Source organism: Sphingomonas insulae, from assembly GCF_010450875.1.
Classification (GTDB): Bacteria; Pseudomonadota; Alphaproteobacteria; order Sphingomonadales; family Sphingomonadaceae; genus Sphingomonas; species Sphingomonas insulae.
Genome location: NZ_CP048422.1, coordinates 3,040,325 through 3,065,867 on the forward strand (window position 1 = coordinate 3,040,325; position 25,543 = coordinate 3,065,867).

Annotated in this window: 21 protein-coding genes; 10 read left to right on the forward strand and 11 right to left on the reverse strand. The window is 66.7% G+C overall.

The features are described from left to right. Positions 1-54: 54 nt before the first annotated feature. The 5 genes from GTH33_RS16075 to map all read left to right on the forward strand — a co-directional run bounded on the left by GTH33_RS16075 (position 55) and on the right by map (position 4,082). Positions 55-855, forward strand: a complete 801-nt coding sequence (locus tag GTH33_RS16075) for an IclR family transcriptional regulator (RefSeq protein WP_163959261.1) — start codon at positions 55-57, stop codon at positions 853-855. Between the two features lie 190 nt (positions 856-1,045). Continuing rightward, positions 1,046-2,167 carry an AI-2E family transporter gene (locus GTH33_RS16080; protein ID WP_163959262.1) on the forward strand — a complete coding sequence of 374 codons (1,122 nt, stop codon included), beginning with the start codon at positions 1,046-1,048 and terminating at the stop codon, positions 2,165-2,167. Between the two features lie 98 nt (positions 2,168-2,265). Then, complete coding sequence (gene ctrA, locus GTH33_RS16085; RefSeq protein WP_163959263.1) at positions 2,266-2,961, forward strand: response regulator transcription factor CtrA; 696 nt, start codon at positions 2,266-2,268, stop codon at positions 2,959-2,961. A gap of 139 nt (positions 2,962-3,100) precedes the next feature. Continuing rightward, entirely contained in the window at positions 3,101-3,307 is a 207-nt protein-coding gene (locus tag GTH33_RS16090) for a ParD-like family protein (protein WP_163959264.1), read from the forward strand. A gap of 1 nt (position 3,308) precedes the next feature. Beyond that, positions 3,309-4,082 carry a type I methionyl aminopeptidase gene (map, locus tag GTH33_RS16095; protein ID WP_163959265.1) on the forward strand — a complete coding sequence of 258 codons (774 nt, stop codon included), beginning with the start codon at positions 3,309-3,311 and terminating at the stop codon, positions 4,080-4,082. A 40-nt stretch (positions 4,083-4,122) separates the two neighbouring features. Here the strand turns inward: map and GTH33_RS16100 are convergent, their stop codons facing one another. Then, positions 4,123-5,790, reverse strand: coding sequence for an amidohydrolase (locus GTH33_RS16100; RefSeq protein ID WP_163959266.1), 1,668 nt, complete (start codon positions 5,788-5,790; stop codon positions 4,123-4,125). A gap of 55 nt (positions 5,791-5,845) precedes the next feature. On the opposite strand from GTH33_RS16100, the gene GTH33_RS16105 reads away from it, so the two are divergent. Beyond that, a complete protein-coding gene (locus GTH33_RS16105) occupies positions 5,846-7,087 on the forward strand; it encodes a threonine ammonia-lyase (protein ID WP_163959267.1) in 1,242 nt (413 codons plus the stop codon). Positions 7,088-7,144: 57 nt separating this feature from the next. Here GTH33_RS16105 and GTH33_RS16110 read toward each other — a convergent pair whose 3' ends face one another. Continuing rightward, entirely contained in the window at positions 7,145-7,393 is a 249-nt protein-coding gene (locus GTH33_RS16110) for a hypothetical protein (RefSeq protein WP_163959268.1), read from the reverse strand. A 233-nt stretch (positions 7,394-7,626) separates the two neighbouring features. Here GTH33_RS16110 and GTH33_RS16115 point away from each other — a divergent pair, with 233 nt between their 5' ends. Then, positions 7,627-8,421: an arginyltransferase gene (locus GTH33_RS16115; protein WP_163959269.1), complete on the forward strand. Its 795-nt coding sequence runs from the start codon at positions 7,627-7,629 to the stop codon at positions 8,419-8,421. Between the two features lie 13 nt (positions 8,422-8,434). Here GTH33_RS16115 and GTH33_RS16120 read toward each other — a convergent pair whose 3' ends face one another. The 6 genes from GTH33_RS16120 to GTH33_RS16145 all read right to left on the reverse strand — a co-directional run bounded on the left by GTH33_RS16120 (position 8,435) and on the right by GTH33_RS16145 (position 17,028). Further along, entirely contained in the window at positions 8,435-9,427 is a 993-nt protein-coding gene (locus GTH33_RS16120; protein ID WP_249054921.1) for a cell wall hydrolase, read from the reverse strand. 87 nt (positions 9,428-9,514) lie between these two features. Then, the gene (locus tag GTH33_RS16125; RefSeq protein WP_163959270.1) at positions 9,515-11,602 is read right to left on the reverse strand and encodes a catalase; all 2,088 of its coding nucleotides are present in this window, start codon (positions 11,600-11,602) and stop codon (positions 9,515-9,517) included. Positions 11,603-11,688: 86 nt separating this feature from the next. Next, complete coding sequence (locus GTH33_RS16130) at positions 11,689-12,492, reverse strand: transglutaminase family protein (protein WP_163959271.1); 804 nt, start codon at positions 12,490-12,492, stop codon at positions 11,689-11,691. Beyond that, a complete protein-coding gene (locus GTH33_RS16135; RefSeq protein ID WP_208403927.1) occupies positions 12,492-13,430 on the reverse strand; it encodes an alpha-E domain-containing protein in 939 nt (312 codons plus the stop codon). The genes GTH33_RS16130 and GTH33_RS16135 overlap by 1 nt, the downstream gene beginning before the upstream one ends. Beyond that, a complete protein-coding gene (locus GTH33_RS16140) occupies positions 13,430-14,926 on the reverse strand; it encodes a circularly permuted type 2 ATP-grasp protein (protein ID WP_163959273.1) in 1,497 nt (498 codons plus the stop codon). The genes GTH33_RS16135 and GTH33_RS16140 overlap by 1 nt, the downstream gene beginning before the upstream one ends. Before the next feature lie 110 nt (positions 14,927-15,036). Next, positions 15,037-17,028, reverse strand: a complete 1,992-nt coding sequence (locus tag GTH33_RS16145; RefSeq protein WP_208403928.1) for a protein-disulfide reductase DsbD family protein — start codon at positions 17,026-17,028, stop codon at positions 15,037-15,039. An 84-nt stretch (positions 17,029-17,112) separates the two neighbouring features. On the opposite strand from GTH33_RS16145, the gene GTH33_RS16150 reads away from it, so the two are divergent. Both GTH33_RS16150 and GTH33_RS16155 read left to right on the forward strand, forming a co-directional pair. Further along, on the forward strand, positions 17,113-18,780 hold the full coding sequence (locus GTH33_RS16150; RefSeq protein WP_163959275.1) for an alkaline phosphatase family protein: 1,668 nt from the start codon (positions 17,113-17,115) through the stop codon (positions 18,778-18,780). A 112-nt stretch (positions 18,781-18,892) separates the two neighbouring features. Next, complete coding sequence (locus tag GTH33_RS16155) at positions 18,893-19,189, forward strand: hypothetical protein (protein ID WP_163959276.1); 297 nt, start codon at positions 18,893-18,895, stop codon at positions 19,187-19,189. Positions 19,190-19,214: 25 nt separating this feature from the next. Here the strand turns inward: GTH33_RS16155 and GTH33_RS16160 are convergent, their stop codons facing one another. Further along, positions 19,215-20,141 (reverse strand): right-handed parallel beta-helix repeat-containing protein, encoded by a 927-nt coding sequence (locus tag GTH33_RS16160; protein ID WP_163959277.1) that lies wholly within the window; start codon positions 20,139-20,141, stop codon positions 19,215-19,217. Positions 20,142-20,340: 199 nt separating this feature from the next. On the opposite strand from GTH33_RS16160, the gene GTH33_RS16165 reads away from it, so the two are divergent. After that, on the forward strand, positions 20,341-21,549 hold the full coding sequence (locus GTH33_RS16165) for a cation:proton antiporter (RefSeq protein WP_163959278.1): 1,209 nt from the start codon (positions 20,341-20,343) through the stop codon (positions 21,547-21,549). 123 nt (positions 21,550-21,672) lie between these two features. Here the strand turns inward: GTH33_RS16165 and metH are convergent, their stop codons facing one another. Continuing rightward, the gene (metH, locus tag GTH33_RS16170) at positions 21,673-24,348 is read right to left on the reverse strand and encodes a methionine synthase (RefSeq protein WP_163959279.1); all 2,676 of its coding nucleotides are present in this window, start codon (positions 24,346-24,348) and stop codon (positions 21,673-21,675) included. A gap of 127 nt (positions 24,349-24,475) precedes the next feature. Further along, positions 24,476-25,522 (reverse strand): homocysteine S-methyltransferase family protein, encoded by a 1,047-nt coding sequence (locus GTH33_RS16175; RefSeq protein WP_163959280.1) that lies wholly within the window; start codon positions 25,520-25,522, stop codon positions 24,476-24,478. Between the last annotated feature and the right edge of the window lie 21 nt (positions 25,523-25,543).

Consider the following 25,543-nt stretch of genomic DNA (forward strand, 5'->3'; position numbering starts at 1 on the left):
GCAGCGGCGGCCGATTCGGGCAACGCGGAGCGGCCGTCTGGGAGAGACCGTGAAGTGACCACCACCGCCACCGCGCGGGCCGCCGCCGACGATGCGCCCGAGGAGGGCCGCGCTGCCAAGGCCGGCACGCAGACGCTCGATCGCGGGCTCGACCTGCTCGAACTCGCCGTGCAGGACCCCGCGACCGTCATCCAGCTCGCCGAACGCAGCGGCCTGTCGCGCGCCATCGCCTATCGTCTCGTCGGCTCGCTGGCAGCCCGCGGCTTCCTGGCGATGGGCCCGAACAACCAGGTGCGCGGTGGTCGCCAGCTGCTCCGCCTCCGCCATCTGGTGCAGGACCAGACCGACCTCGTCGCGCTCGCCCGCCCCCAGCTCGAATGGCTGGCGCAGGAAAGCGGCATGAGCGCGTTCATGGGCCGGCGCGAAGGCGACGAATCGGTCCACATGCTCCGCGTCCCCGGTCGCGAACGCGTCGCCGTCACCACCCAGCCCGGCACCCGCCGTCGCTTGGGGGAAACCGGCCTGGGCAAGGCGTTGCTGCTCGACGACAGCGAAGGTTCGTGGCGTCGCCTGTTCGGCCGGGTCGATCCGGCTCACCGCCGCCCCGACTGGCTTGCCGAAATGAAGGCCGCCGTCGCCCGCGGAGCCGTGCTGCAGTGCGGCCCCGCCCCCGATCACATCCACTCGGTCGCGGCCCCGGTTCGCGACGCGTCGGGCGGTATTGTCGCGGCGATCAACGTCGCCGCCGCCGCCCCCTATCTCGATGCGGAGCGCATGCAGCAGCTCGTTCCGCTGCTCCGCACCGCCGCTGCCGAGATCGGCGCCGCGCTGGGTCGCGAAGGCGCAACGGGTTGAGCTATTCGGGCAGACCCTCCTCGCCAGGCCTACACCGTCACCCCGTATCGGTTCCGGGGTCCGCCGTGCCGCAAGGGAAACGGCAAGAGGCTCTATCCGCACGCCCGGCCGCGCACTGGACTCCGGAACGGGTCCGGGGTGACGGTGGGAAGGAAACGAAGCGCCTCCCGATCCAGCCGACGGTCACGCGATGAACCGCCTGTCCCCCGACGCCGACGATGCGCGCTTCATCCGCCGCATCCTCTACATCCTCGTCATCGCCGCGGTGGCTGCGGCGCTGCTGCGGGCGGGCGATCTCCTCATCCTCGCCTTCGGCTCGATGCTCGGCGCCATCGCCATTCACGCGCTCGCCGATGTGTATCGCGATCATCTGCGCGTGCCGGAAAAGGCATCGCTCGGTTGCGGCATGGCGACCGCCTTCGGCGTCGTCGGCTTCCTCGTCTGGCTGTTCGGCGTGCAGTTCCGCGAACAGGTCAACGTTCTCGTCACCCAGCTGCCTACGCTGCTCGACCAGCTCGCCGCCTGGGCCTCGCAAAGCCCGGTCGGTGCGAAGATCGTCGATGCGGTTCAACAGGCCTATGCCGGGTCCAAGGTGGCGCAGGACGTCGGCGGCCTCGTCACCGGTGCGGGCGAATTGCTGCTCAACACGTTGCTGCTGCTCGTCGGCGCCGCCTTCTTCGCCGCCGATCCGGGCATCTACCAGCGCGGCTTCCTGTTCCTGATCCCGCCGACCAAGCGACCCGCGATCGAAGATGCGCTGTTCGACGTCGGCTCGACGCTGCGCCTGTGGCTGCGCTCGTCGCTGATCCTGATGACCAGCATGGGCGTGCTGATCGGCATCGGCCTGTGGATATCGGGCGTACCGTCCGCCGCCGCGCTTGGCCTGCTTGCCGGCCTGTCGGAATTCATCCCCTATATCGGTCCGACCGCCGCGATGATCCCGGCGCTCGGCCTCGCCGCCACGCAAGGGACCGGGCCGCTGATCGGCTCGCTCGTCACCTATGCAGTCGTACGGTTGATCCAGACCAACTTCATCACGCCCTACGTGCAGGCGCGCGTCATCTCGATCCCGCCCGCGATCACCGTGTTCGCGATCATCGGCATCGGCGTGATCTTCGGCATCTTCGGCCTGTTCTTCTCCGCCGCGCTGCTCGTGGTGATCTTCACACTGGTGCGCAGCCTCTACCTGCGCGAGGTGCTGGGCGAGGATATCCCGCGCAGCCGCCACCAGACGCTGCTCGGCCCCGATCTGACCCCGCACGATCCCGATGCCCGATTCGACGGCACCGACCCGCCGGAAACGCTCGATTAAATGCAAATTAACCTTTTGCCTTCAGATGTTCTTTGGTTAATGAATCTGGGCCGGCCGGAGCAGGGGTGCTGACGGTCTCGCCAACAGGGGACTGCGCGATGCGGGTGTTGTTGATCGAGGACGAGCCGACCACGGCCAAGGCGATCGAGCTGATGCTCGGCACCGAAGGATTCAATTGCTACACCACCGACCTTGGCGAAGAGGGCCTCGATCTCGGCAAGCTCTACGATTACGACATCATCCTACTCGATCTCAATCTGCCGGACATGCATGGCTACGACGTGCTGAAAAAGCTGCGCGTCGCCCGCGTCTCGACGCCGGTATTGATCCTGTCGGGCGTCAACGAAATGGATTCGAAGGTGCGCAGCTTCGGCTTCGGCGCCGACGACTATGTCACCAAGCCGTTCCATCGCGAAGAACTGATCGCGCGCATCCACGCCGTCGTCCGCCGGTCGAAGGGGCATAGCCAGTCGGTCATCCGCACCGGCAAGCTGGCGGTCAATCTCGATGCCAAGACGGTCGAGGTCGACGGCAGCCGCGTCCATCTGACCGGCAAGGAATATGCGATGCTGGAGCTGCTCTCGCTCCGCAAGGGCACCACGCTCACCAAGGAGATGTTCCTCAACCATCTCTACGGCGGGATGGACGAGCCCGAACTGAAGATCATCGACGTGTTCATCTGCAAATTGCGCAAGAAACTCAGTCTCGCCTGCGAAGGTGAAAACTATATCGAAACCGTATGGGGCCGCGGCTATGTGCTGAGGGAACCTGAGGAAGTAACCGCAGTCGCCTGATCCGACCGGATTTTTCCCGAAAATAAGGGCCGCGGCATCCGGGGGGTGTCGCGGCCCTTCTCGTTCGGTCACTGGACGTTGACGGGCAGGCGATACGAAACGTATACACTCCGTATCGACCTTAAGGAGCGGATACGGCATGGGCTTGGTGAAGATCGACGACTTGCTGCACGGGGAAGCCCGTCGCGCCAGCGCCGTCATGTGCCGTTCGATCAACGCGCAGGCCGAATTCTGGATGACCGTCGGCATGCTCGCCGAAGCCAACCCGACGCTCTCCTTCAACCAGATCGTCCAGATGCGGCTGGCCGCGGCGCAGCACCGCGATCCGCAGCAGGCCGCGGCCTGACATGGTGAAGACCGCCGAAGAACTGGCGCTCATGCGGCAATCCGGACGCCTGCTCGCATCCGTATTCGAAATGCTCGACGAACAGCCGCTCGCCGGCATGTCGACCCTGCAGGTCAACGATCTCGTCGACCGGTTCATCACCGTCGATCTCGTCGCGCGCCCAGCCAGCAAGGGCCAATACGGCTTTGCCTATGTCCTCAACTGCTCGATCAACCACGTCGTCTGCCATGGCGTGCCGGACGCCGCGCAGGTGATCCGCGACGGCGATATCGTCAACCTCGACATCACGCTCGAAAAGAACGGCTTCATCGCCGATTCCAGCAAGACCTACGTCGTCGGCGACGCGCCCGCCGCCGCCCGCCGCCTCGTCCGCGTCGCACAGGAAGCGATGTGGCACGGCATTCGTCAGGTGCGGCCGGGTGCGCACCTTGGCGACATCGGCGCGGCGATCGAGCGCCACGCCAGGAAGAACGGCTATTCCGTCGTACGGGACTATTGCGGCCACGGCATCGGCCGCGACATGCACGAGGAGCCGCAGGTCCTGCACTTCGGCAAGCCGGGCTCCGGCGGCCGTTTGCGCGAAGGCATGGTTTTCACCATCGAACCGATGATCAACCAGGGCACGCGCAAGGTTTCGACCGAGGACGACGGCTGGACGGTCGTCACCGATGACGGCAAGCTGTCCGCGCAGTTCGAACACACGGTGGCGGTCACCAGCGACGGCGTCGAGGTCCTGACGCTGCGCCGCGACGAAGCTGCCCCGCCACGGCGCTGAAGCCAAGGATATCCGCCGGCCATCTGTCACCAGTGGACGGTTATTTCCGCTCCCACACCTTCTCGCCGCCGACCCACGTCTCCTGAACCTTCGTCGCCCGCAGTTCGGTCGGCGACGCGAGCAGCGGATCGCGATCGACGACGATGAAGTCTGCGCGCAGCCCCGGCGCCAGCCGGCCGATCCGGTCCTCGGCAAACCCGGCATAGGCCGCGCCGCCGGTAAACGCCCACCACGCCTGTTCGCGGGTGATCGCCTCTTCCGGATGCCAGCCGCCGAACGGCTGCCCTTCCGCATCCTGGCGGGTGAACGCCGCCGCCCACCCGGCCCAGGGATCGGGACGCTCGACCGGATAATCCGATCCGAACGCGAGCTTCGAGCCGTTCTTCAGCATCGATGCCCAGGCGTATGCCCCGGTCAGCCGCTGCGGTCCCAGCCGTGCCTCGGCCATCGTCCGGTCGCTCGTCTCATGCGTCGGCTGCATCGATGCGATCGTGCCATATCTGCCGAACCGCGGCAGGTCGATGGGATCGACGATCTGCGCATGTTCGATCCGCCAGCGTCGGTCGCCCTTGTAGGTCTGCGCCATTTCCTCGATCGAATCGAGCGCTTCCGCATTGGCCCGGTCGCCGATCGCATGCACGGCGACCTGATAACCATCCATCGCCGCCCGGCTCATCAGGTTGCGCATCACGGTGTCGTTCATGAAGCCCGCACCCGATTGACCCGGCGCATCGGCATAAGGCGCCTTCAACCAGGCACCGCGCGACCCCAGCGCTCCATCCGCGTACAGCTTGACGCCGACCAGTTTCAGCCGGTCGCCGTACAGCCATGGGCTTGGCCCGACCGCGCCGATCTGCACCGTGGTATCGACGCCCGCACCATAGCTCATGATCCGCATGCGCAGCCCGCCCGCATCGCCGATGCGGCGATAGGTGAGCCAGTCGTCGATGCTCGTGCCCATGTCGGCCGTTGCGGTGACGCCATAGCTCAACAGGATAGACTGCGCCTTGAGGAAGGCGGCGTTGCGATCCTTGCCCAACGGCTGTGGCACGACCTTGCCAACCAGTCCCTGCGCCGCATCGACGAAGACGCCCGCCGGCTGGCCGCCCGCACCCTTTTCGATACGTCCGCCGGGGGGTGATACGCTCTTTGCGGTGACGGCTGCCGCTTTCAGGGCGGCGCTGTTGCCCCAACTCGCATGGCCGTCCGCCCGCGCCAGCCAGACCGGGCGATCGGCGACCGCCGAATCAAGGTCCGCCGTGGTCGGGAAACGGCCCAAATCCCAGGCTTCCTGGTTCCAGCCGCCGCCGATGATCCACGATTTGTCGGGGTTCGCCCGGGCATAGTCTGCGATCCTGGCCTGCGCTTCTGCCAGGCTCTTCGTATCGGACAGGTCGAGTTCAAGCGCACGGAATCCGAGTTCCATCACATGGCCATGCGCATCGATCATGCCGGGCAGCAGCGTCTTGCCCTTCAGGTCCACGCGCCAGTCGAGCTTGTCCGGACGCTTGTCCTTCGCGGACAGCAGCTTGGACACCTTGCCGTCCGGCGTTACCAGCAGCGCCTGAAAGCGTGCAACCCTGCCATCCTTGTCCAGCGTCATGCCGTTGACGTTGTCGACGATCCCATCCGCCGATGCGGCGCCGGATAGCATCGTCGTCGCGGCCATCAACAGGAGGCCGGCGGTGGTGGAAACGGTTCTTGCCATGATGACCCGCATAAGCGGTGTTCCCCCGTCGCACCAGATGGTCTAGCGGCTCCGGATGGCTACCAAACTCGCCTCGGCATCCGCCCTTCCCGTCTCGATCGACGACGTCCGCGCCGCCCATGCCCGCATTCGCGATGCGATCGTGCGCACGCCGACGCTCATCAGCAAGACGCTGAGCGATATGACCGGCGCCACGGTGTATCTCAAGTTCGAGAATCTGCAGTTCACCGCGGCCTATAAGGAACGCGGCGCGCTCAACACCTTGCTGCAATTGTCGGCGGAGGCGCGCGCCAAGGGCGTGATCGCGGCGTCGGCGGGCAACCATGCCCAGGGCCTGGCCTATCATGCCAACCGCCTGGGTATCCCGGCGACGATCGTCATGCCCCGCACCACGCCGACGGTGAAGGTGACGCAGACCGAAGGGCACAAGGCCAATGTCGTGCTCGAGGGCGAGACGTTCGACGCCGCCTACGCCCACGCCCGCGTGCTGGAGGCGGAATGTGGCTATACGTTCGTCCACCCGTTCGACGATCCCCGCGTCATCGCCGGACAGGGCACGGCGGCGGTGGAGATGCTGGAGGACGTGCCGCACCTCGACACGCTGTTGATCCCGATCGGCGGCGGGGGCCTGATCTCCGGTACCGCCGTTGTTGCGCGCGCGGCGGATCACCCGATCGAGATCATCGGCGTGCAGGCCGAACTGTTCCCCTCGATGTACAACCGCATTCGCGGCACCAGCCTGCCCTGCGCCGGCGATACGCTGGCCGAGGGCATCGCGGTGAAGGAACCGGGCGGCATCACCAGCGGCATGGTCGCCGAACTGGTCGACGACATCGTGCTGGTCGGCGAACGCAACCTCGAAGAAGCGGTCAGCCTGCTGCTTCAGATCGAGAAGACGGTGGTCGAGGGTGCGGGTGCCGCCGGTCTCGCCGCGTTGATGGCCTATCCCGAACGATTCAGGGGGCGCACCGTCGGCATCGTCTTGTGCGGCGGCAATATCGACACGCGGCTGCTCGCCAACGTGCTGCTTCGCGATCTCGCCCGTTCGGGGCGCCTGGCACGCTTGCGCGTGCGGCTGCAGGATCAACCCGGCGCGTTATTCAACGTCGCGCGCATCTTCGACCAGCAACGCGTCAACATCATCGAAATCTACCACCAACGCATCTTCACCTCCCTCCCCGCCAAGGGACTGGTGACGGATATCGAATGCGAGGCGCGGGATCGCGATCATCTCAACCGGCTGATCGCTGCGCTACGCGATGGTGGCTACGAAACCAGCATGGTCGAACAGGCGTGAATCGAAACGGGGACCGCACATCCGCGCGGTCCCCGTCGAATACGACATCAATACAGCTTAATTGCTGTCTGCATCGTCGTCCTGCACGATCGCGACCACACCGACCGCGACCACACCGGCAACGATCAGCGCCGCCAGCAGGCCACCACCGGCGAGGTTATTCTTCTTTGCCGATGGCGTGCTGGCGCGCACCGACTTGGCAACCGACAGCGATGCTGCCGGATTAACCGGCGCTGCGAAGGCCGGCGTCGCCGCGATCGGTGCGACGGTCATCGCGAGTGCGGCAAAGGTTCCTGCGAATTTCATGGACATACACGGCTCCGTTCTAACTGGACTGCCGAAACGATCGTTCCACCACGTTGTTCCCGCAGCGCAGCATTGTCTCTTTTCGGTGCCAAAACCGCGCCGGGAAACACAATCCGGTTCCCATTAACGCTCTTTGCTCCGAAACCCGCTTTTCAGACCGCGTCCGCTTATCCATAAGTCGCAGATACCGCGTCGCGGATGTCCCTGTTCCTGTTGTCGGAGGTTTGCTGGCGGTGACCGCGCCCTTTCGTTTCCCGCGCTTCTTCGTCACCACCCCCGCCCCCTGCCCCTATTTGCCCGGGCGCCAGGAACGCAAGGTGTTCACCGAACTCAGCGGCCCGCACGCGACCGAGCTCAACGATGCGCTCGGCCGCATCGGCTTCCGCCGCTCGCAGGGCGTGGCGTATCGCCCCTCCTGCGCCGGGTGCACGGCCTGCGTCTCGGTCCGCGTCGTGACGCATGAATTCACGCCCAACGCCACGCAGCGCAAGCTCCTGCGCCGCAACGACGATCTGGACGTCACCGCCTGTCGCCCATGGGCGACGGACGAGCAGTTCCAGCTGCTCCGCCGCTACCTCGCGGCACGCCACCCCGGCGGCGGCATGGCCGGCATGGACGAGGACGATTATGCCGACATGGTCGAACATTCCCCCGTCAATTCCCTGATCCTCGAATATCGCACGCGATCGACCAATGGCGAGCGCGGCCGACTCGTCGGCGCATGTCTGACCGATCGCCAGGCGGACGGCCTGTCGATGATCTACAGCTTTTTCGCGCCGGACGACGACGAGGCGGGCGGACGGCCCGGTCTGGGAAATTACATCATCATGGATCACATCGCCCGCGCGCGCGATGCCGGACTCGGCTACGTCTATCTCGGTTATTGGGTGAAGGGGTCGGCACGGATGGCATACAAGATCCGCTATCGTCCGCTCGAAGTGCTCGGGCCGAGCGGATGGCGATTGTTCGACGATGACGATGCCAAGCCCGCATCGGCGATCCGGCAGGCCGCACTCACCGCCGCCTGATCCTGCCCCTCGATCAGATCGGATCGGTTTCCTCGCCGACCGTCGCCCCGTCGGTGACGATCATCCGCGGCGCTTCGCTGCCCAGATGGACACGTACGCCGCCCGCGATCGTCACCCGTGCCGCACGCACCACGGTCGCTGGCGCAGCGTCAGCGCTCGCCACGATCGCCGATGTCTTGCCGCGATGCACGTTGACGCCGCTGTCCGTGCCGCTGTCGCGATATAGCGCCGCGATCTGCGCGGCGGCATCGCCGCCCGTCGTCCCGACGACACCCGGCTCGACACCCGCGTACGCCGCGCGGAAGCTCAATGCGCCCTCCATCGCACCGCGCCACCGATAGAAGATGTGCGCACCGACCGACCCTATCCGCGCCAGGCTGGAGGCCCACCACGGCAGGATCGCATTCGTGTGATAGAAGGTCGCCCCACCGACGGGCGCATAGACGCTTCCTGCCAGGGCTGCCGCCGCCACGGCGCGGGCACGATCCCATGCGCCGGGATCGCGACGATGCGCCATCGATCCGTCACAGGTGAACGAGAATTGGCAACCCGTCCGGCGGTTCGATCCCTGATACACCACACCGCAGACGCTGTGGGGAAAGGCGCGGTCGCGTACCCGGTTGAGCACGACCTGTGCCACCGCACGCTGCCCGTCGACCGCTTCGGACCGTGCCTCGTAATACACCGCCGCGGTCAGACATTCGGTGGCGCGGTCCGAATCGGTCTGGCTCTGCATCTGCGCCAGGAATGGCGGCGCGGCGCTGGCAAATGCCGGTGCCGCGTAGTCGCTGACGGATGCCCGCAACGTCGCCGGCAGGCCGGATAGTCCCGGCAGGTCGCCCGGAACGTCGAGCGCCAAGTCGCGCAGCAACTGCCGCGGCGTCGGCGCCGGTACCGCCTGGGCGACGCGAGATGCGCCCCCGTTGGGCGGCACGCATGACGAGGCGGCGAGCAATGCCGCCGCCAACAGGCCATGGCCCAGACAGGATATACGAAACCGCCCCACGCTGCCGATGGTAGCGGGGGCGGCTTATGATCCGGTTAACCCTGGCGGCGATGCGTCATCCGGCCGGCAACCGGACGACGCTCCCGATCATGCCAGCGTTCGTACCTTCGGCTCGCGATCCCAATAGCGCCGCTTCGCCGCCTCGACGAACCCGTTCAGGTCGGTCACGCCCTCGTCCGGCTCGACCCCGGCCTTGTCCAGCAACGGCTTGGCTGCGGCGTTGGCACCGATGGCCTTCAGGTGACCGAAGGCGTCCATCACCCATTGGACGGCCGCGCCCTCCTTCACCAGCTTGGCAGTCGCCGCTTCGCTCAGGATGACCGCGCAGGCATCCACCGTCACCGACGGCTGGCCGAACAACTGCGCATCGGCGGCCACCGATGACCCGTCCGACAACGGTACCTTGCCGACCTTGGGTGCGATCGTCAGCGGGGTACCGCCGGCGGCCTTCACCGCCTCCTTCACCGCATTCAACTCGCCCGCATCGGTGCCGTCGGCGAACAGGATGCCGACGGTGCGGCCTTCGAGCGTGTGCTTCTCCAGCGGACCGCGGATGATCCGCAGCGCCGGCGAGGCATCCATGTCGAGCACCGGTGCGGCAGTCGGCGACGCTTCGGGCAAGTCCATCGCCAGCCCGTCGGCGACCCGCTGCGCCAGCGATTCATCGACGTTGCGCAGGTTCGCCATCACCGCAACACGGATATGCTCGAGGCTGACCTTGGACAGTTCGAACACCAGCGCCGAGGCGATATGCGCCTGTTCCGCCGGGTCCATCGAGCGGAAGAACAACCGCGCCTGGCTGTAGTGATCGGCAAAGCTTTCCGGCCGGATGCGCAGCTTCTGGCCCTGCTCCTCGGACGGAAACGTCTTGTACCCGCCCTCCGGATCCTCGCGGGCGCCGGCTTCCTCGCCTGTCTGGGCAAGGCTGTTGGGCTCGTAGTTGGCGCGTCCCTTGGGCACCGCCATCTGCATGTGGCCATCGCGCTGCTGGTTCATGAACGGACAACCCGCCGCGGCGGCGCGACCCTTGGCGCTGTTGATCGGGAGCTGGTGGAAGTTGACCGACCCCAGCCGCGACAGCTGCGTGTCGGTATAGCTGAACAAGCGCCCCTGCAGCAGCGGATCGTTGGAAAAGCCGATACCCGGCACGACATGGCTCGGCACGAACGCTGCCTGTTCAGTTTCCGCGAAGAAATTGTCGGGATAGCGGTCGAGCACCATCCGGCCGACGATCTTCACCGGCAACACTTCTTCCGGAATGATCTTGGTCGCATCCAGCACGTCGTACGGCTGGCTGTTGGCGAACTCCTCGTCGAACAGCTGCACGCCCAGTTCCCACGTCGGGAAATCGCCGCGATCGATGCTCTCGAACAGGTTGCGACGCTGGAAGTCGGGATCGGCACCGGCGATCTTCACCGTTTCGTCCCAGATCGTCGAGGCGAGGCCCGCTTTCGGCTTCCAGTGGAACTTGACGAAGGTGCTCTTGCCTTCCTTGTTGATGAGCCGGAACGTGTGGACGCCGAACCCCTCCATGTTGGCGAACGTGCGCGGCAGCGTGCGGTCCGACATCGCCCACATGATCATGTGGGTCGATTCGGGCATCAGACTGATGAAATCCCAGAACGTGTCGTGCGCCGTTGCCGCCTGCGGATAACCGCGGTCCGCCTCCATCTTGGCCGCGTGGATCAGGTCGGGGAACTTGATCGCATCCTGAATAAAGAACACCGGAATGTTGTTGCCGACGAGATCCCAATTGCCCTGCCGCGTATAGAACTTCACCGCAAAGCCGCGTACGTCGCGCGGCGTGTCGACCGAACCGGCACCACCCGCCACGGTCGAAAAGCGCGTGAACACTTCGGTCCGCTGCCCCTTCTTCTGGAACAGGTCGGCGATCGTGATGTCGGCAAGGCTCTCGGTGCATTCGAAATAGCCATGTGCCGCAGAACCGCGCGCGTGGACGATGCGCTCGGGAATACGCTCATGATCGAAATGATTGATCTTCTCGCGGAAGATTTCATCCTCGATCAGTACGGGCCCGCGGGCCCCCGCCTTCAACTGGTTCTGATTGTCCGCGATCGGCGTGCCGTGATTGGTGGTGAGGACGGGATGGTCGGCATCGGTCGCCTGATGCGTCTCGCCGCCGTTGCCGGGATTAAGGGCTTTGATATCGGTCATGGGGGTACTCGCGTCGGAGGATGCTTCCCCCGCTCAACGATCCGACGCGATGGCGGTGCCTTGTGAAAGCAAGTTTAGTTTGGCGGCTATTGCGCCGCCGACACCTTCACCGCCACGTCGAGTTCCTCCTCGCCTTCGCCCAATCGCGATCCTGCGACCGGCGCCGCCCCCGATGCATCCAGCGCCGCCGAAACGCGCACGCTCTCCTCCTGCGGCGAGCGACCGGTGCACGGGTCGAAGCCGACCCAGCCGAGCCCGTCGACATGAGCCTCCGCCCAGCCATGCGGCGTGGGCCGCAGCGAGCCCTCGACGATGCTATAGCCGGATACGTAGCGCGCCGGGATGTCCAGCGATCGCGCCGCGACGACGAACATCTGCGCCAGGTCGCGCGACGTCGCGACGGGTCGTCCGAATGCGTCGGCCGCGCTCAGGCCCGGTTCCGGACGAGCGCGATCCACCCCGAACCGTGCGTTGAATGCGCGATTCATCCGGTGCAGCGTACCGATCGGGCCGTTCGCGCCCGCCGCGACCTCGGCGGCGAAGGCTGCGATCGCCGGATCGCGCGGCGTGGCATCGGTCGCGCGCAGGTATACCGCCGGCGGCAGCACCTCGGTCACCCCGCGCACGACGCCATCGGAATGACTGGTCAGCACTTCGCCCCGCACCGCGATCTCGATATCGGCGATCGGCCCCTCGCAATACAGCATCGTGATCGCATTGCCGAAACCATCGCGGCCGCGTCGCATCTTCGCATCGCAGTCCACGTCGATCCGCCAACGCGCCACGGTCTGGTCGTGACTGTTTTCGGGCGTCATCCGCAGCATCTGCACCAGACGGCTCTGCGGCTCGCTAAACCGATAGACGGTGCGGTGGTCGATCGACAGGCGCATCAGACGCCAAACCGGAACTGACGGCCGATCGCCTCGTGCAACTGGCCGTTCTCGCGGATGAACGCTTGCAGATATTGGTGCAGCCCGCTGGCGATCACCTCGCCCGATCGCGTCTTGCCCAGCCGCGCGGCCCGCATCCGCGCCATCCGATCCGCCTCGCCATGGCTGCCGGTACGTTCGGCCAGCAGCCCCAGGATATCGACGGTGATCTCGGCCGACGCGACCAGGCTGCGCGGCAATTCACGACTGGCGATCAGCAGGTCGATGACGTTGGCCGGGGTCAACCCATCCGAATACAGCCAGCGATAGGCAGTCACCGCCGACACCGTCTGCAGGATCGTCGTCCACTGATCACGATCGACGATACCGCCGACCGTCTCGCCGGCCGGCAGCAGGATGTGATATTTGACATCCAGCAGCCGCGCGGTGTTGTCCGCCCGCTCCACCGCCTGGCCGAGCCGGATGAACCAGTGCGACTGGTTGCGCAGCATCTGGTGCACCGCGCCCTCGAATCCGCGCGTCTCGTTCTTCACCGCCTCGACCAGATTCAGCGTCTGCGTCGTGTCGCCGACCTGATTGCGCCGTTCGAACACCAGCCAGGCGCGGTTGATCGCGGTCCACGCCTCACGGCTCAGCGCGGTGCGGACCGCCTTGGCGTTGTTGCGGGCACGGTCCAGGCAGCGGATCACCGACCCGGGATGGCCGGTGTCGAGGGTGAGGAAATGCACCACCTCCGATTGCGTCAGCGCGCCGCCGTGCGCGACGTAGTCGGCTTCGGTGTCGGTCACCGCCAGCGCGGAGGACCACGCGACCTCACCCGCCGGCCGCGACGACATGACGTCGAGGCGGACGGTCGCCTCGATCAGCCGCGCGAAGAAATCCGCCCGTTCGATGTAGCGTCCCAGCCAGTATAGCGAGGACCCGGTGCGCGACAGCATCATACGCCGAACCCCTGGCTCTGCGTCATCCCGCCTATGCTCTGCGTCTGGGTCTGGCGCTGGCCATCGGCCATCAGCACGAAACTGTCCTTGGTTCCGCCGCCCTGGCTGGAATTGACGACGAGCGAACCCTCCTTCAACGCCACGCGGGTCAGCCCCCCCGGCACGACCTGCACGCCCTTCGATCCGGTCAGCACGAAGGGGCGGAAATCGACGTGGCGCGGGCTGAGGCCCGTGTCGGCCAGCGTCGGCACGGTGGACAGCGCCAGCGTCGGTTGCGCGATATAGCGATGCGGCTCGGCGATCAGCGCGCGACGGAAATCCTCGATCTCCTGCCGCGACGCGGTCGGCCCGACCAGCATGCCATAGCCACCCGATCCGTCGACCAGCTTGACGACGACCTGATCGAGGTTGTCGAGCACGTATTGCAACGCCTGCGGCTCGCGGCAACGCCACGTCTCGACGTTCGGCAGCTTCGCCTCGCCCCCCGAATAGAAACGGACGATCTCGGGCATGTAGCTATAGATCGCCTTGTCGTCGGCGATGCCGTTGCCGGGCGCATTGATGATCGCGACGTTGCCGGCGGCATAAGCGGCGATCAGGCCGGGAACACCCAGCATCGAATCCGGGCGGAACACCAGCGGATCGAGGTAATCGTCGTCGACCCGGCGATAGATGACGTCCACCTGCACCCGTCCGGCGATGGTGCGCATCCATACCTTGTCGTCGTCCACCACCAGGTCGGCGGCCTCGACCAGTTCGATCCCCATCGAATCGGCCAGGAAGCTGTGTTCGTAATAGGCCGAATTGAAATGGCCCGGCGTCAGCACGACGCACACCGGCTGGCCGCCACGCCCGCGCGGCGCCACCGACTTCATCGTTTCGAGCAGGCGATCGGGATAGCTGTCGACCGGCTCGACACGATATTCGCGGAACAATTCGGGGCACAGCCGGACCATCGCCTCGCGATTTTCCAGCATGTAGCTGACGCCGGAGGGGGTCCTGGCATTGTCTTCGAGCACGAAGAATTCGTCGGGACCGGTGCGCACCAGGTCGATGCCGCAGATATGCGCCCAGATCCCGTGCGGCGGCCGCATGCCGGCGATCTCCGGCCGGAACTGCGGGTTGCCGAGGATCAGGTCCGCGGGCAGCACCCCCTCCGTCAGGATGCGGCGTTCGCCATAAATGTCGTCGAGGAACGCGTTGATCGCCTCGACACGCTGCACCAGCCCTTCGGACAGCCGCGCCCATTCATCCGCCAGGAACACCCGTGGTACGATGTCGAACGGAATGATCCGCTCGCGCGTGTCGGCATCGCCATAGACCGCGAAGGTGATGCCGAGTTGACGGAACGTGTTCTCCGCCGCCTCCTGCCGCCGGCGCAGTTCGTCGTCCGGCGTATCCTCCAGCCACTTGCCCAAAGCCGCCAGAGCGGGACGCGGCGGCACGTCGCCCGTCATCCCCATGATCTCGTCGAACGCCGGTCGTTTCCCCATCGGAACGGTAAAGCCCTCCGCGTGATGCAAGTTCCATGCTGCGGGCATTCGCTGCATCGCACAAGAGGCGTTTTGTATCGGCGTGGGACATGGCGACGCCGCCGGGCGTGTTACCGCAACGCCGCCAGCATCCCGGGCGTCAAGACTTGCGGCAATACGCGGGGTTCGGTCGCGCCGGGTGCGTAATACAGGTACAGCGGTACGCCGGCACGATTGTGCGCCTGGATGAAGCGGCCCAGCGCCGGATCGCCGTCGGTCCAGTCGCCGACCAGCACCGCCACCTTGTTCTTGGCGAATGCCGCATGCGTCGCCGCGGTGTCGATCGACGAGGCTTCATTGACCTTGCACGACAGGCACCAATCGGCGGTGAAATAGGCGAACACCGGCCGCCCCTCGGCGCGCAACGTTGCCAGGCGCGCCTCGCTGAACGTATCGCCGCCCACCTTCGCCGGCCGCGCCGCGCCACCCGTCAGCGCCGCCGCCAGACCCGCCGGCACGATCAGCGCCGCCAGCGCCAGCGCCCGGCCGAAGCCCAGCCCCCGCTTCTGGCGCCGGCCGCCCAGGCTTAGCACCACGCCCGTCGCCACGATCGTCGCGATGCCCAGCAACAGCCCGGCCATGCCCGCCTGCCGCCACGCCAGCCACACGAGCGCCAGCACCGTCAGCGCCATCGGCACCGCCAGCACCCGGCGGAACCGCTCCATCCACAATCCCGGCTTCGGCAACCCCCGCCGCAGCGACGGTACGAAACCGATCGCCAGGAACGGCAGCGCCAGCCCCAGCCCCAGCCCTGCGAACACCGCCAGCGCCGCCGGCCACGGCAGCACCAGGGCGGCACCCAGCGCGGCACCCATGAACGGCCCGCTGCACGGCGTCGCCACGAACGCCGCCAGCGCGCCCGTCGCCACCGATCCCGCCGCGCCGCCATGGCTGGCGAATTGCGGTACCGGCACCTCGAACCGGCCGGCGAGGTTGAGCGTGATCGCGAAGGTCAACGCGATCAGCAGCACGACGATGCGCGGGTCCTGCAACTGGAATGCCCAGCCGACCGCCGAACCGCCGGCGCGCAGGCCCAGGATCAGCCCGCCCAGCGCCACGCACATCAGCACCGCGCCCACCAGGTAGCCGATGGCATCGACCCGCGCCGCCCGTTCGTCCTCACCGCCGCGCGCCAGGTGCAGCGCCTTCAGGCTCAGGATCGGGAACACGCACGGCATGACGTTGAGGATCAGGCCGCCCAGCACCGCCCCCGCGAATGCCAGCAGCGCCGCCGACCAGCCGCTGCGATCGGTCGGCATGGCCACCGTCCCGGCATCGGCATGCACGCTCAGCCCCAGGTCCGGCCCGATGCGAAGCACGCCCGCGATCCGCCCCTTCGGCGCGCCCGCGGTCGCGATCAGCAACCGGTCGCCATCGCGCGTCACGGCCTGCGGCGCGGCATAGGCGACCATGTCCGGGCCATAGGGAAAGAAGGCCGCGTCCTGCACCTTCGCCGCCGCCGGCAGCGGTATTGCGAGCACCAGCTTGCCGTCCTTCAGCTGATAGGTGCCAGCGGCGTCCAGCGGCTTGGGGATCGCCGCGCGCCATCGATCGAAATCGGTGGCATGTGCCGCGGCGCCATCGCCGATCGTCAGGTCGAGGCTCAACTGCTGCGCCTCCGGCACGCAGATCGTGTCGGTGCAGACCAGATAGTTGATCGCCAGCCGCATCGGCAACCGCGTCCCCGCCGCCAGCCCCGCCGGCACGTGCAGCGTCGCCAGCGGGGCGTAGGGCGCCTCGTAGACATAGTTCATCAACCCCGCGATCAACAGCGTCGATGGTACCGGCCATTGCAGGTCGGGATCGGCGGTCGCGCCCTTCGGCAGGGTCCACGCCAGCGACGGCGCGAAGCCCGCATCGCCGGGGTTGCGCCAATAGCCGTGCCAGCCCTTTTCCGGCCGGGTGTCCAGTGCGATCGTCACCGTCTGGCCGGCGCGCGGCGCGACGCTGTCCGGTACCAGCGTCATCGCCAGGTGCGGCGGGCCGTTCGCCGGCGCCAGATCGGCGTGCGCGACCGTCGTCGCCGCCACCAGCGTCATCACCGCGAAACACAGCGCGCGCATCGCCGCGATCAATCGATTTGCCATTCTTGCCCCGTCCATCGCCGCCCGCCATAGCGGTCGCGGCCCATTAACACGAGTGTCCCGATGAAAGCGCTGATCGCCGCCGCCCTGTTCGCTTCCGCCGCGCCGATCGCCGCGCAACAGGCGCCCGCACCGATGCCGCCGGCCCCGACTCCGGTCGCGGCGCCGGCGCTGGCGCCCGGCCCCGGCAAGCCGCCACGCCTCCTCGTCGTGATCTCGGTCGATCAGTTCTCCGCCGACCTGTTCCAGCAATATCGCAACCGCTTCACCGGGGGGTTCACCCGGCTCCTGAACGGCGCGGTGTTCCCGTCGGGCTATCAGGGCCATGCCGCGACCGAGACGTGTCCGGGCCATTCGACCATCCTCACCGGCATGCGCCCGACGCACACCGGCATCGTCGCCAACAACTGGATCGACCAGTCGATCGCCCGTGCCGACAAGACCGTCTATTGCACCGAGGACGAGACGGTTCCCGGCAGCGATCACGAACATTACACCGTCAGCGACAAGCATCTGAAGGTGCCGACGCTGGGCGAGATGATGAAGGCGGCACACCCGGCGACGCGCGTCGTCTCCGTCGCCGGCAAGGACCGCGCCGCCGTGATGATGGGCGGGCATAAGGTCGACGAACTGTGGTGGTGGGACGGCAAGACCTACACCAGCTACGCCGGCCGGCCGGTGCCGCGCGCCGTGCAGCGCGGCCGCGACGCCGTCGCCGCGCTGGTCGCGCAACCGCAGGCCGCGCTGCCGCTGCCCGGCTTCTGTCAACCGCTCGACCGGCCGATCACGGTGGCGGGCAAGGTCTTCGGCCAGGGTCGGTTCGAACGCGCCGCCGGCGACCTCAAGGCGTTCCGCGCCTCGCCCGCCAGCGACGCCGCCGTGTTCGCGATCGCTGCGGGACTGATCCAGGACATGAAGCTGGGCCAGGGCAAGGCCATCGACATCATCGACATCGGCGCCTCCGCCACCGACTATATCGGCCATTCGCTCGGCACCCAGGGCACCGAGATGTGCATTCAGATGGATCAGCTCGACAGCACGCTCGGCAGCTTCTTTGCTGCGCTCGACGGCTGGGGCCTCGATTACGAAGTGGTGCTGACCGCCGATCACGGCGCGCACGACATGACCGAACGCCAGCAGCAGCATGCCATGCCGATGGAAAGCCACGTGTCGGCAGACGCCTCGATCAAGGTGGTCGATGCGGCGATCAGCGCCGAACTGGGCCTGAAGGGGCCGGTGCTGATCGGTGCTGAAGGCGACGTCTATCTCGCGGCGACCGTGAAGCCCGCCGATCGCGCCCGCGTACTGGCGGCGGCACAAAAACGTTTTGCCGCACAGCCGCAGGTCGCCGCAACCTTTACCAAGGCGCAGATCGCCGCGCAGCCGATCGCGACCACGCCGCCGGAAACCTGGACGTTGCTCGAACGCGCCCGCGCCTCGTTCAACCCCGACGTGTCGGGCGACCTGCTCGTCCTGCTCAAGCCGCGGGTGACGACGATCGAAACGCCCACCCCCGGTTATGTCGAAACGCACGGCAGTCCGTGGGATTACGATCGCCGGGTGCCGATCCTGTTCTGGCGCAAGGGCATGGCCGGCTTCGAACAGCCCCTGTCGGTCGAAACCGTGGACATCGTCCCGACGCTCGCCGCCACGATCGGGCTGCCGGTGAAGGGGCTGGACGGTCGCTGCCTCGATCTCGACCCGGGGGCCGCGGACACCTGCGTTAAATAGCAGACGCCGGTCCCGATCGGGTGTACATGCCATCGACATCGATCGTCCGCCAACCCTGCCCGGGTCGTGCGTCCGACGGTGTCGACCGGCAATGCGTTATCGGAGATCGACCATGAAACCCTTGTTGATGCTCGCTTTAATGTCGCTCTCCGGCATGGCCTCGGCGCAGGCCTTCAAGCCGTCGACCATCGATGCCGGAGTCTCGCCCTCGCCCAATTCCTTTCAGCGGGCACCGGTTTATTTGTTCGACGATGGCGACACGCCGACGATGCGCCAGCAGAAACTCAGGATGGCGATCGCGTTGCGCGAAGACGTGGCCGAACGGCTGCACAGGAACAACGGTACGCTGACGCCGGCGGACAAGGCCTATATCCGCCGCAAGACCTTCCGCATCCTCTACGGCATCTGACCCACGGCGATCCGTCGGCGCAGCGTCAGCGCGTTTCGAACGGGCGGATGCCAGGTCCCAGCCGGTTGGCGCCGAGGTTGAGCCGCTCGTGGCTCAGGTCCGCGACGAACGCCGGGTTGCCCGGCGCACCCGGCGCCATGCGCGCGTCATTGTCCGCGATGCGCAGGCCGGCCGAGGGAAAGGTGCGGTTTTCCGCCGCGACCACGATCAGGCCGCTAGAATTTTCCTTGCCCTTGCCCTGTACGAAGGTGTTGCGTGCGATCGAACCGCGCGCACCATCGGGCAGGTCAATCATGTAATTGGTCTTGCGGCCCGCGGTATCGTCGAAACTGTTGTCGGTGATCGTCACGTTCGGCACGCGCAACTTGACGTAATGGCCGCCGGTGCCGCGCTCGAACCGCGAATTGGTCACCGTCACGCTGCCATTGCTGCCGATGTAGATGGCATGCGAGCAATTCACCGTCTGATCGCACTGGCCCAGCCCGGAAAAGGTCGACCGGTCGATCACGATCTTCTGCCCGGTCGGCTCCCCGCCCAGGATGCCTTCTTGGCTGTCGAGGAACATCGAATTGGTGACGGTCAGGTCGCCCATTTCGGTACGGATGCCCGCACCATTGCCATCCGACACGCTATAGCCACGGAACACGAGGCCATCGACCGCCGATCCCTGGCCGCGCAGCACCAGCGCCGCCTTGTCCTCGCATGCCTCCTTCTCGAAGATCGCGGTGCCGGGCTGCACCGCCTTGAAGGTGATGCGGCCGCCCTGCTGCACGGCACATTGCCGATAGACGCCCGGCGCGATCAGGATCGTCGCGGTTCCCATCCGGACCGACGACACCGCCTCCTGCAGGTCGGAGAACCCCTGCCCCGTCTCCGCGATCGTGAAGGGCTTGCCGCTCTGCGCAACGGCAGGGGCGGCGATCAGGGCGAGGGCGAGGATGGCGCGGGTCATGCGCATGGGCTTGCGCCGTCCCTTGCGCCCCGCGCCAGCCCTAATCGCGGTTAACGCCATCGTGCGGCCCAGCGATGCGTTACCATGCCGCGCCGCTGTCCCGAACCTGGCCATCGCCGTTGCCGATCCCGGCACGTTCGCATAGACGACCCCTTAACGACACCGGGCGGGGAGCCCCGGGCGGGGGATGCCGAAACCGATGCACGCCATGTCACCGACCGAGGTGTTCCTCCTCGCCATCCTCATCATCTTCACGTTGCCGTGGCTCGTCTGGCGGGTCGGGCGCACCGATTATTGGGCGCCGCTGGTGGTGGTGCAGATCATCGGCGGCATCCTGCTCGGGCCGGGCGTGCTCGGCGCGATCTTTCCCGATTATTATGCCTTCGTCTTCGCTGCACCGACGCTGGGGGCGCTCAACGGCATCGCTTGGTGGTCGGTCATGCTGTTCGTCTGGGTCGCGGGTCTCGAACTCGACGTGGGTGAAGCGTGGAAACGCCGCCGCGAAACCGGGATCACCGCCGGCCTGGCGCTAGGCGTGCCGCTGGTCGCGGGGGCGCTGGCCGCGCTGGTCATGCTCCGTTTCCCCGGCTGGCGCGGCGCCGATGGCGCGGACTGGCAGGTCGTACTCGGCATCGGCATGGCCTGCGCAGTCACCGCATTGCCGATCCTGGTGCTGCTGATGGAAAAGCTCGACATCCTGCGCGCGCCGCTCGGCCAGCGCGTGCTGCGCTACGCCAGCCTCGACGATATCGCGATCTGGGGCGTGCTCGCGCTGATCCTGCTCGACTGGCAGCGCGTCGGGCGACAGGCCGGGTTCCTGATCGGTTTCACGATCGCGACATGGGCGATCCGCAAGCTGCTGCGTGCGATCGCGGAAAACGACCGCTGGTATGTCGGATTGATCTGGCTGGCGGCGTGCGGGTTCGCGGCGGATTGGGCCGGGCTGCACTTCATGGTCGGCGCGTTCCTCGCGGGCGCGGTGCTCGACGCGCATTGGTTCGGCGAGGAGCGGATGGACCGCTTCCGCGCGACGATCCTGCTCGCGATCATGCCGGTCTATTTCCTCTCGACCGGCCTCAAGACGCAATGGGGCGTGGGCGGCACCGCCGTCTTCGCGGCCGCGGCGTTACTGCTGGTCGCATCGGTCGGCGGCAAGCTGGCGGGCATCCACCTTGCCGGCCGCATCCTGAAATGGCCGAAGGGCGATGCGAAGGCGATCGGCTGGCTGCTCCAGACGAAGGCGCTCATCATGATCATCTTCGCCAACATCCTGCTCGACAAGGCGATCATCACCAACGAAACCTTCACCGCTTTGCTGCTGATGGCGGTGGCAAGCACGATGCTGACCATCCCGATCGTCGCGCCGATGCTGAAGCGCAATCCGGGGCTGCGGACGCGGGGGTTCTGATTTCGCTTCCGTCCCCAGCCCGTCATTGCGAGCGCAGCGCGGCAATCCAGAGCCGGACCAAGACGCCCTGGATTGCTGCACTACGCTCGCAATGACGGATTCAGGGACGCCCCCCGGGCCCGATCAGTCGAGATTGGGCCGCAGCCACCGCTCCGCCTGCTTGACGTCCACGCCCCGCCGCGCCGCATAGTCCGCGACCTGATCCTGCCCGATCCGCGCGACACCGAAATATTCCGCCTGCGCATGGCCGAAGTAGAAACCGCTCACCGCCGCCGTCGGCAACATCGCGAAGCTTTCGGTCAGCTCCAGCCCGGTATTCGCCTCGGCATCCAGCATCGCGAACAGCGTCGTCTTCAGCGAATGCTCGGGACACGCCGGATAGCCCGGCGCCGGGCGGATGCCGCGATACTGCTCGCGGACCAGCGCGTCGTTGGTCAGCTGCTCGCCCGGCGCATAGCCCCACAGGTCGGTGCGGACATGCGCATGCAGCCGCTCCGCGAACGCCTCGGCCAGCCGGTCCGCCAGCGCCTTCAGCAGGATGTCGTTGTAATCGTCGTTGTCCGCCTTGTAGCGCGCCAGATGCGGCTCGATGCCGTGGATGCCCACCGCGAAGCCGCCCATCCAGTCGCCCGCCGGATCGATGAAATCGGCCAGGCACATGTTCGCCCGCCCCTCGCGCTTGGCGATCTGCTGGCGCAGGAACGGCAGCCGCACGGTCGCCTCCTGCGTGCGGTCCAGGTTCGGGATGTGGAACCCCTCAGGGATGCTCGCGCCATCCGGGCTGCGGTGCGATTCGCGATGCTCGGTATAGACCCAGACGTCGTCGTCGTGGCGGTGGCACGCCCACAGACCGCAGACGCCGCGCGCGGTCAGCCACTTCTCCGCGACGATCCGGTCGAGCATCGCCTGCGCGTCCTCGTACAGCCCGCTCGCGCTCTCGCCGACCACCTCGTCGGTCAGGATCGCCGGAAAATTGCCGGCCAGCTCCCACGCGCGGAAGAACGGCGTCCAGTCGATATAGCCGCGCAAGTCGGCAAGGTCCCAGTCGTCGAACACATGCACGCCCGGCTGCGCGGCCGGCGGCGCCTTCAGCGCCATGTCGACGCTCAGCCCGCGGGCGCGCGCCTCGGCCAGCGGCAACAGGTCGTTCTGCCCCTTGCTGGCGCGCGCGACCCGCACCTTCTCGTAATCCTCGGCAATGCCCAGCACATAGGCGTCGCGCTGCGTGTCGCTGACCAGCGTCGTCGCCACGCCGACAGCCCGCGACGCGTCGAGCACATGCACGATCGGACCGTCATAGGCGGGCGAGATACGGAGAGCGGTGTGAACCTTCGACGTCGTCGCCCCGCCGATCAGCAGCGGCATCGTCATGCCCGCCCGCTTCATCTCTTCCGCCACGGTCACCATCTCGTCCAGCGACGGCGTGATGAGGCCCGACAGCCCGATCATGTCGGCATCGTTCTCGTTCGCCGCGGCGAGGATCTTCGACCACGGCACCATCACGCCCAGATCGACCACGTCGAAGCCGTTGCACTGCAGCACGACGCCGACGATGTTCTTGCCGATATCGTGGACGTCGCCCTTCACGGTCGCCATCACGATCTTGCCCTTGCCCTTGGCGCCCGGTTCCTTCGCCGCCTCGATGAAGGGCAGCAGGTGCGCCACCGCCTTCTTCATCACGCGCGCCGATTTCACCACCTGCGGCAGGAACATCTTGCCCGATCCGAACAGGTCGCCGACGACGTTCATGCCGTCCATCAACGGCCCCTCGATCACCTCGATCGGCCGCGCGAACTGTTGGCGGCATTCCTCGGTATCGTCGACGACGTGCGCGTCAATGCCCTTCACCAGCGCATATTCCAGCCGCTTGGTGACGGGCAGCGAACGCCATTCCGCCGCCGCCTTTTCCGCCACCGCATCGGTGCCGCGATACTTTTCCGCCAGCGCGACCAGCCGGTCGCCCGCCTCGGGATCGCGGTTGAGCACCACGTCCTCGCACGCGGTGCGCAATTCCGGATCGATCGTGTCGTACACGTCGAGCTGCCCGGCGTTGACGATCGCCATGTCCATCCCCGCCGGGATGGCATAATACAGGAACACCGAATGCATCGCGCGCCGCACCGGCTCGTTGCCGCGGAAGCTGAACGACAGGTTCGACAGCCCGCCCGAGATATGGACGTGCGGACAGCGCGCCTTGATCGCGCGACACGCCTCGATGAAATCGACGCCGTAATTGTTGTGTTCCTCGATCCCCGTCGCCACCGCGAACACATTGGGGTCGAAGATGATGTCCTCGGGCGGAAAGCCGATACCCATCAGCAGGTCATAGGCGCGCGCGCAGATCGCGACCTTGCGCTCCTGCGTGTCCGCCTGCCCGACCTCGTCGAACGCCATGACGACCACCGCCGCGCCGTACGCCATGCACTTGCGCGCATGGTACAGAAAGGCCTCCTCACCCTCCTTCATACTGATCGAATTGACGATCGGCTTGCCGCTGACGCACTTCAGCCCCGCCTCGATCACGCTCCATTTGGAACTGTCGATCATGATCGGCACGCGCGCGATGTCGGGCTCGGCGGCGATCAGCTTGAGGAAGGTCGTCATGGCGAATTCGGCGTCGAGCAGCCCTTCGTCCATGTTGACGTCGACCACCTGCGCGCCATTCTCCACCTGGCTGCGCGCGACCTCGACCGCGCGGGTGTAATCCCCCGCCATGATCATCTTCTTGAACGCCGCGGAGCCTGTGACGTTGGTGCGCTCGCCGATATTGACGAACTGGGCAGAGGAATTGGTGGTCATATCGGTCTTTTCGTGTTCGTCATTGCGAGCGCAGCGAAGCAAGCCAGGGCGTCCTGACGCGGCTCTGGATTGCTTCGCTGCGCTCGCAATGACGGCAAAGGGCAGCGCGGTTCGGCGTAGGTTACGATCATGCCGCCATCGTGAACGGCTCGAGTCCCGCAAGCCGCGTCCGCACCGGCGGCACCGGGACGACCCGTGGGCTCACCCCGCGCGCCATGTCGGTGATCGCCTTTATATGCGCCGGCGTCGATCCGCAGCAGCCGCCAAGCACGTTGACCTGCCCCGCCTGCGCCCATTCGCCGACCAGCCCGGCGGTCGTCGCCGGCGCCTCGTCATACGCGCCCAGCTCGTTGGGCAGCCCGGCGTTCGGGTACACCATGATCAGCGTATCGCAGATGTCCGACAGCGTCTTGACGTGCGGCCGCAGCTGCTCCGCCCCGAACGAACAGTTCAGCCCGATCGTCACCGGCCTGGCATGCCGCACCGCGTGCCAGAACGCCTCGACCGTGTGCCCAGACAGGTTGCGCCCCGACAGGTCGGTCAGCGTCATCGACAGCATCAGCGGCAGGTCGCGGCCGAGGTCCTCGGCGGCATCCAGCGTCGCCATGATCCCCGCCTTGGCGTTCAGCGTATCGAACACCGTCTCGATCAGGATGAAGTCGGCGCCGCCCTCGACCAGCGCGTCGATCTGCTCGCGGTACACGCCCTTCAGGTGGTCGAAGTCGATCTCGCGATAGCCGGGATCGTTGACGTCCGGCGACAGCGACAGCGTCTTGTTGGTCGGCCCGATCGCGCCGGCGACGAAGCGCGGCCGTCCGTCGCGCGCCTGGAACTCGTCCGCGATCCGCCGCGCCATCCCCGCGCTCTCGACGTTGATCTCGCGCACCAGATGCTCGGCGCCGTAATCCGCCTGGCTGATCCGGTTCGCCGAGAACGTGTTCGTCTCCGCGATATCCGCCCCCGCCTCGAAATAGGCGCGATGGATCGACGCCGGCACCTCGGGCTTGGTCAGCGCCAGGATGTCGTTGTTGCCCTTCTGGTCGTGGGTCAGCCCCAGCGTGCCCGCGTAATCCGCCTCGGACAGCTTCCAGTTCTGGATCTCGGTCCCGAACGCGCCGTCGGTGATGAGGATGCGCTTGGCCGCCTCGGCCAGGAATGTGTCGCGAATGGTCATGGTTGAAATTCCATCGGAAAA

Bases quoted from the DNA above. Each gene is read 5' to 3' on its own strand.
- GTH33_RS16080 (WP_163959262.1), top strand. From the start codon at position 1,046: ATGAACCGCCTGTCCCCCGACGCCGACGATGCGCGCTTCATCCGCCGC.
- ctrA (WP_163959263.1), top strand. From the start codon at position 2,266: ATGCGGGTGTTGTTGATCGAGGACGAGCCGACCACGGCCAAGGCGATC.
- GTH33_RS16090 (WP_163959264.1), top strand. From the start codon at position 3,101: ATGGGCTTGGTGAAGATCGACGACTTGCTGCACGGGGAAGCCCGTCGC.
- map (WP_163959265.1), top strand. From the start codon at position 3,309: ATGGTGAAGACCGCCGAAGAACTGGCGCTCATGCGGCAATCCGGACGC.
- GTH33_RS16100 (WP_163959266.1), bottom strand. From the start codon at position 5,790: ATGGCAAGAACCGTTTCCACCACCGCCGGCCTCCTGTTGATGGCCGCG.
- GTH33_RS16105 (WP_163959267.1), top strand. From the start codon at position 5,846: ATGGCTACCAAACTCGCCTCGGCATCCGCCCTTCCCGTCTCGATCGAC.
- GTH33_RS16110 (WP_163959268.1), bottom strand. From the start codon at position 7,393: ATGAAATTCGCAGGAACCTTTGCCGCACTCGCGATGACCGTCGCACCG.
- GTH33_RS16125 (WP_163959270.1), bottom strand. From the start codon at position 11,602: ATGACCGATATCAAAGCCCTTAATCCCGGCAACGGCGGCGAGACGCAT.
- GTH33_RS16130 (WP_163959271.1), bottom strand. From the start codon at position 12,492: ATGCGCCTGTCGATCGACCACCGCACCGTCTATCGGTTTAGCGAGCCG.
- GTH33_RS16135 (WP_208403927.1), bottom strand. From the start codon at position 13,430: ATGCTGTCGCGCACCGGGTCCTCGCTATACTGGCTGGGACGCTACATC.
- GTH33_RS16140 (WP_163959273.1), bottom strand. From the start codon at position 14,926: ATGGGGAAACGACCGGCGTTCGACGAGATCATGGGGATGACGGGCGAC.
- GTH33_RS16145 (WP_208403928.1), bottom strand. From the start codon at position 17,028: ATGCGCGCGCTGTGTTTCGCGGTGATGACGCTGGTGGCGGCGACGACG.
- GTH33_RS16150 (WP_163959275.1), top strand. From the start codon at position 17,113: ATGAAAGCGCTGATCGCCGCCGCCCTGTTCGCTTCCGCCGCGCCGATC.
- GTH33_RS16155 (WP_163959276.1), top strand. From the start codon at position 18,893: ATGAAACCCTTGTTGATGCTCGCTTTAATGTCGCTCTCCGGCATGGCC.
- GTH33_RS16160 (WP_163959277.1), bottom strand. From the start codon at position 20,141: ATGACCCGCGCCATCCTCGCCCTCGCCCTGATCGCCGCCCCTGCCGTT.
- GTH33_RS16165 (WP_163959278.1), top strand. From the start codon at position 20,341: ATGCACGCCATGTCACCGACCGAGGTGTTCCTCCTCGCCATCCTCATC.
- metH (WP_163959279.1), bottom strand. From the start codon at position 24,348: ATGACCACCAATTCCTCTGCCCAGTTCGTCAATATCGGCGAGCGCACC.
- GTH33_RS16175 (WP_163959280.1), bottom strand. From the start codon at position 25,522: ATGACCATTCGCGACACATTCCTGGCCGAGGCGGCCAAGCGCATCCTC.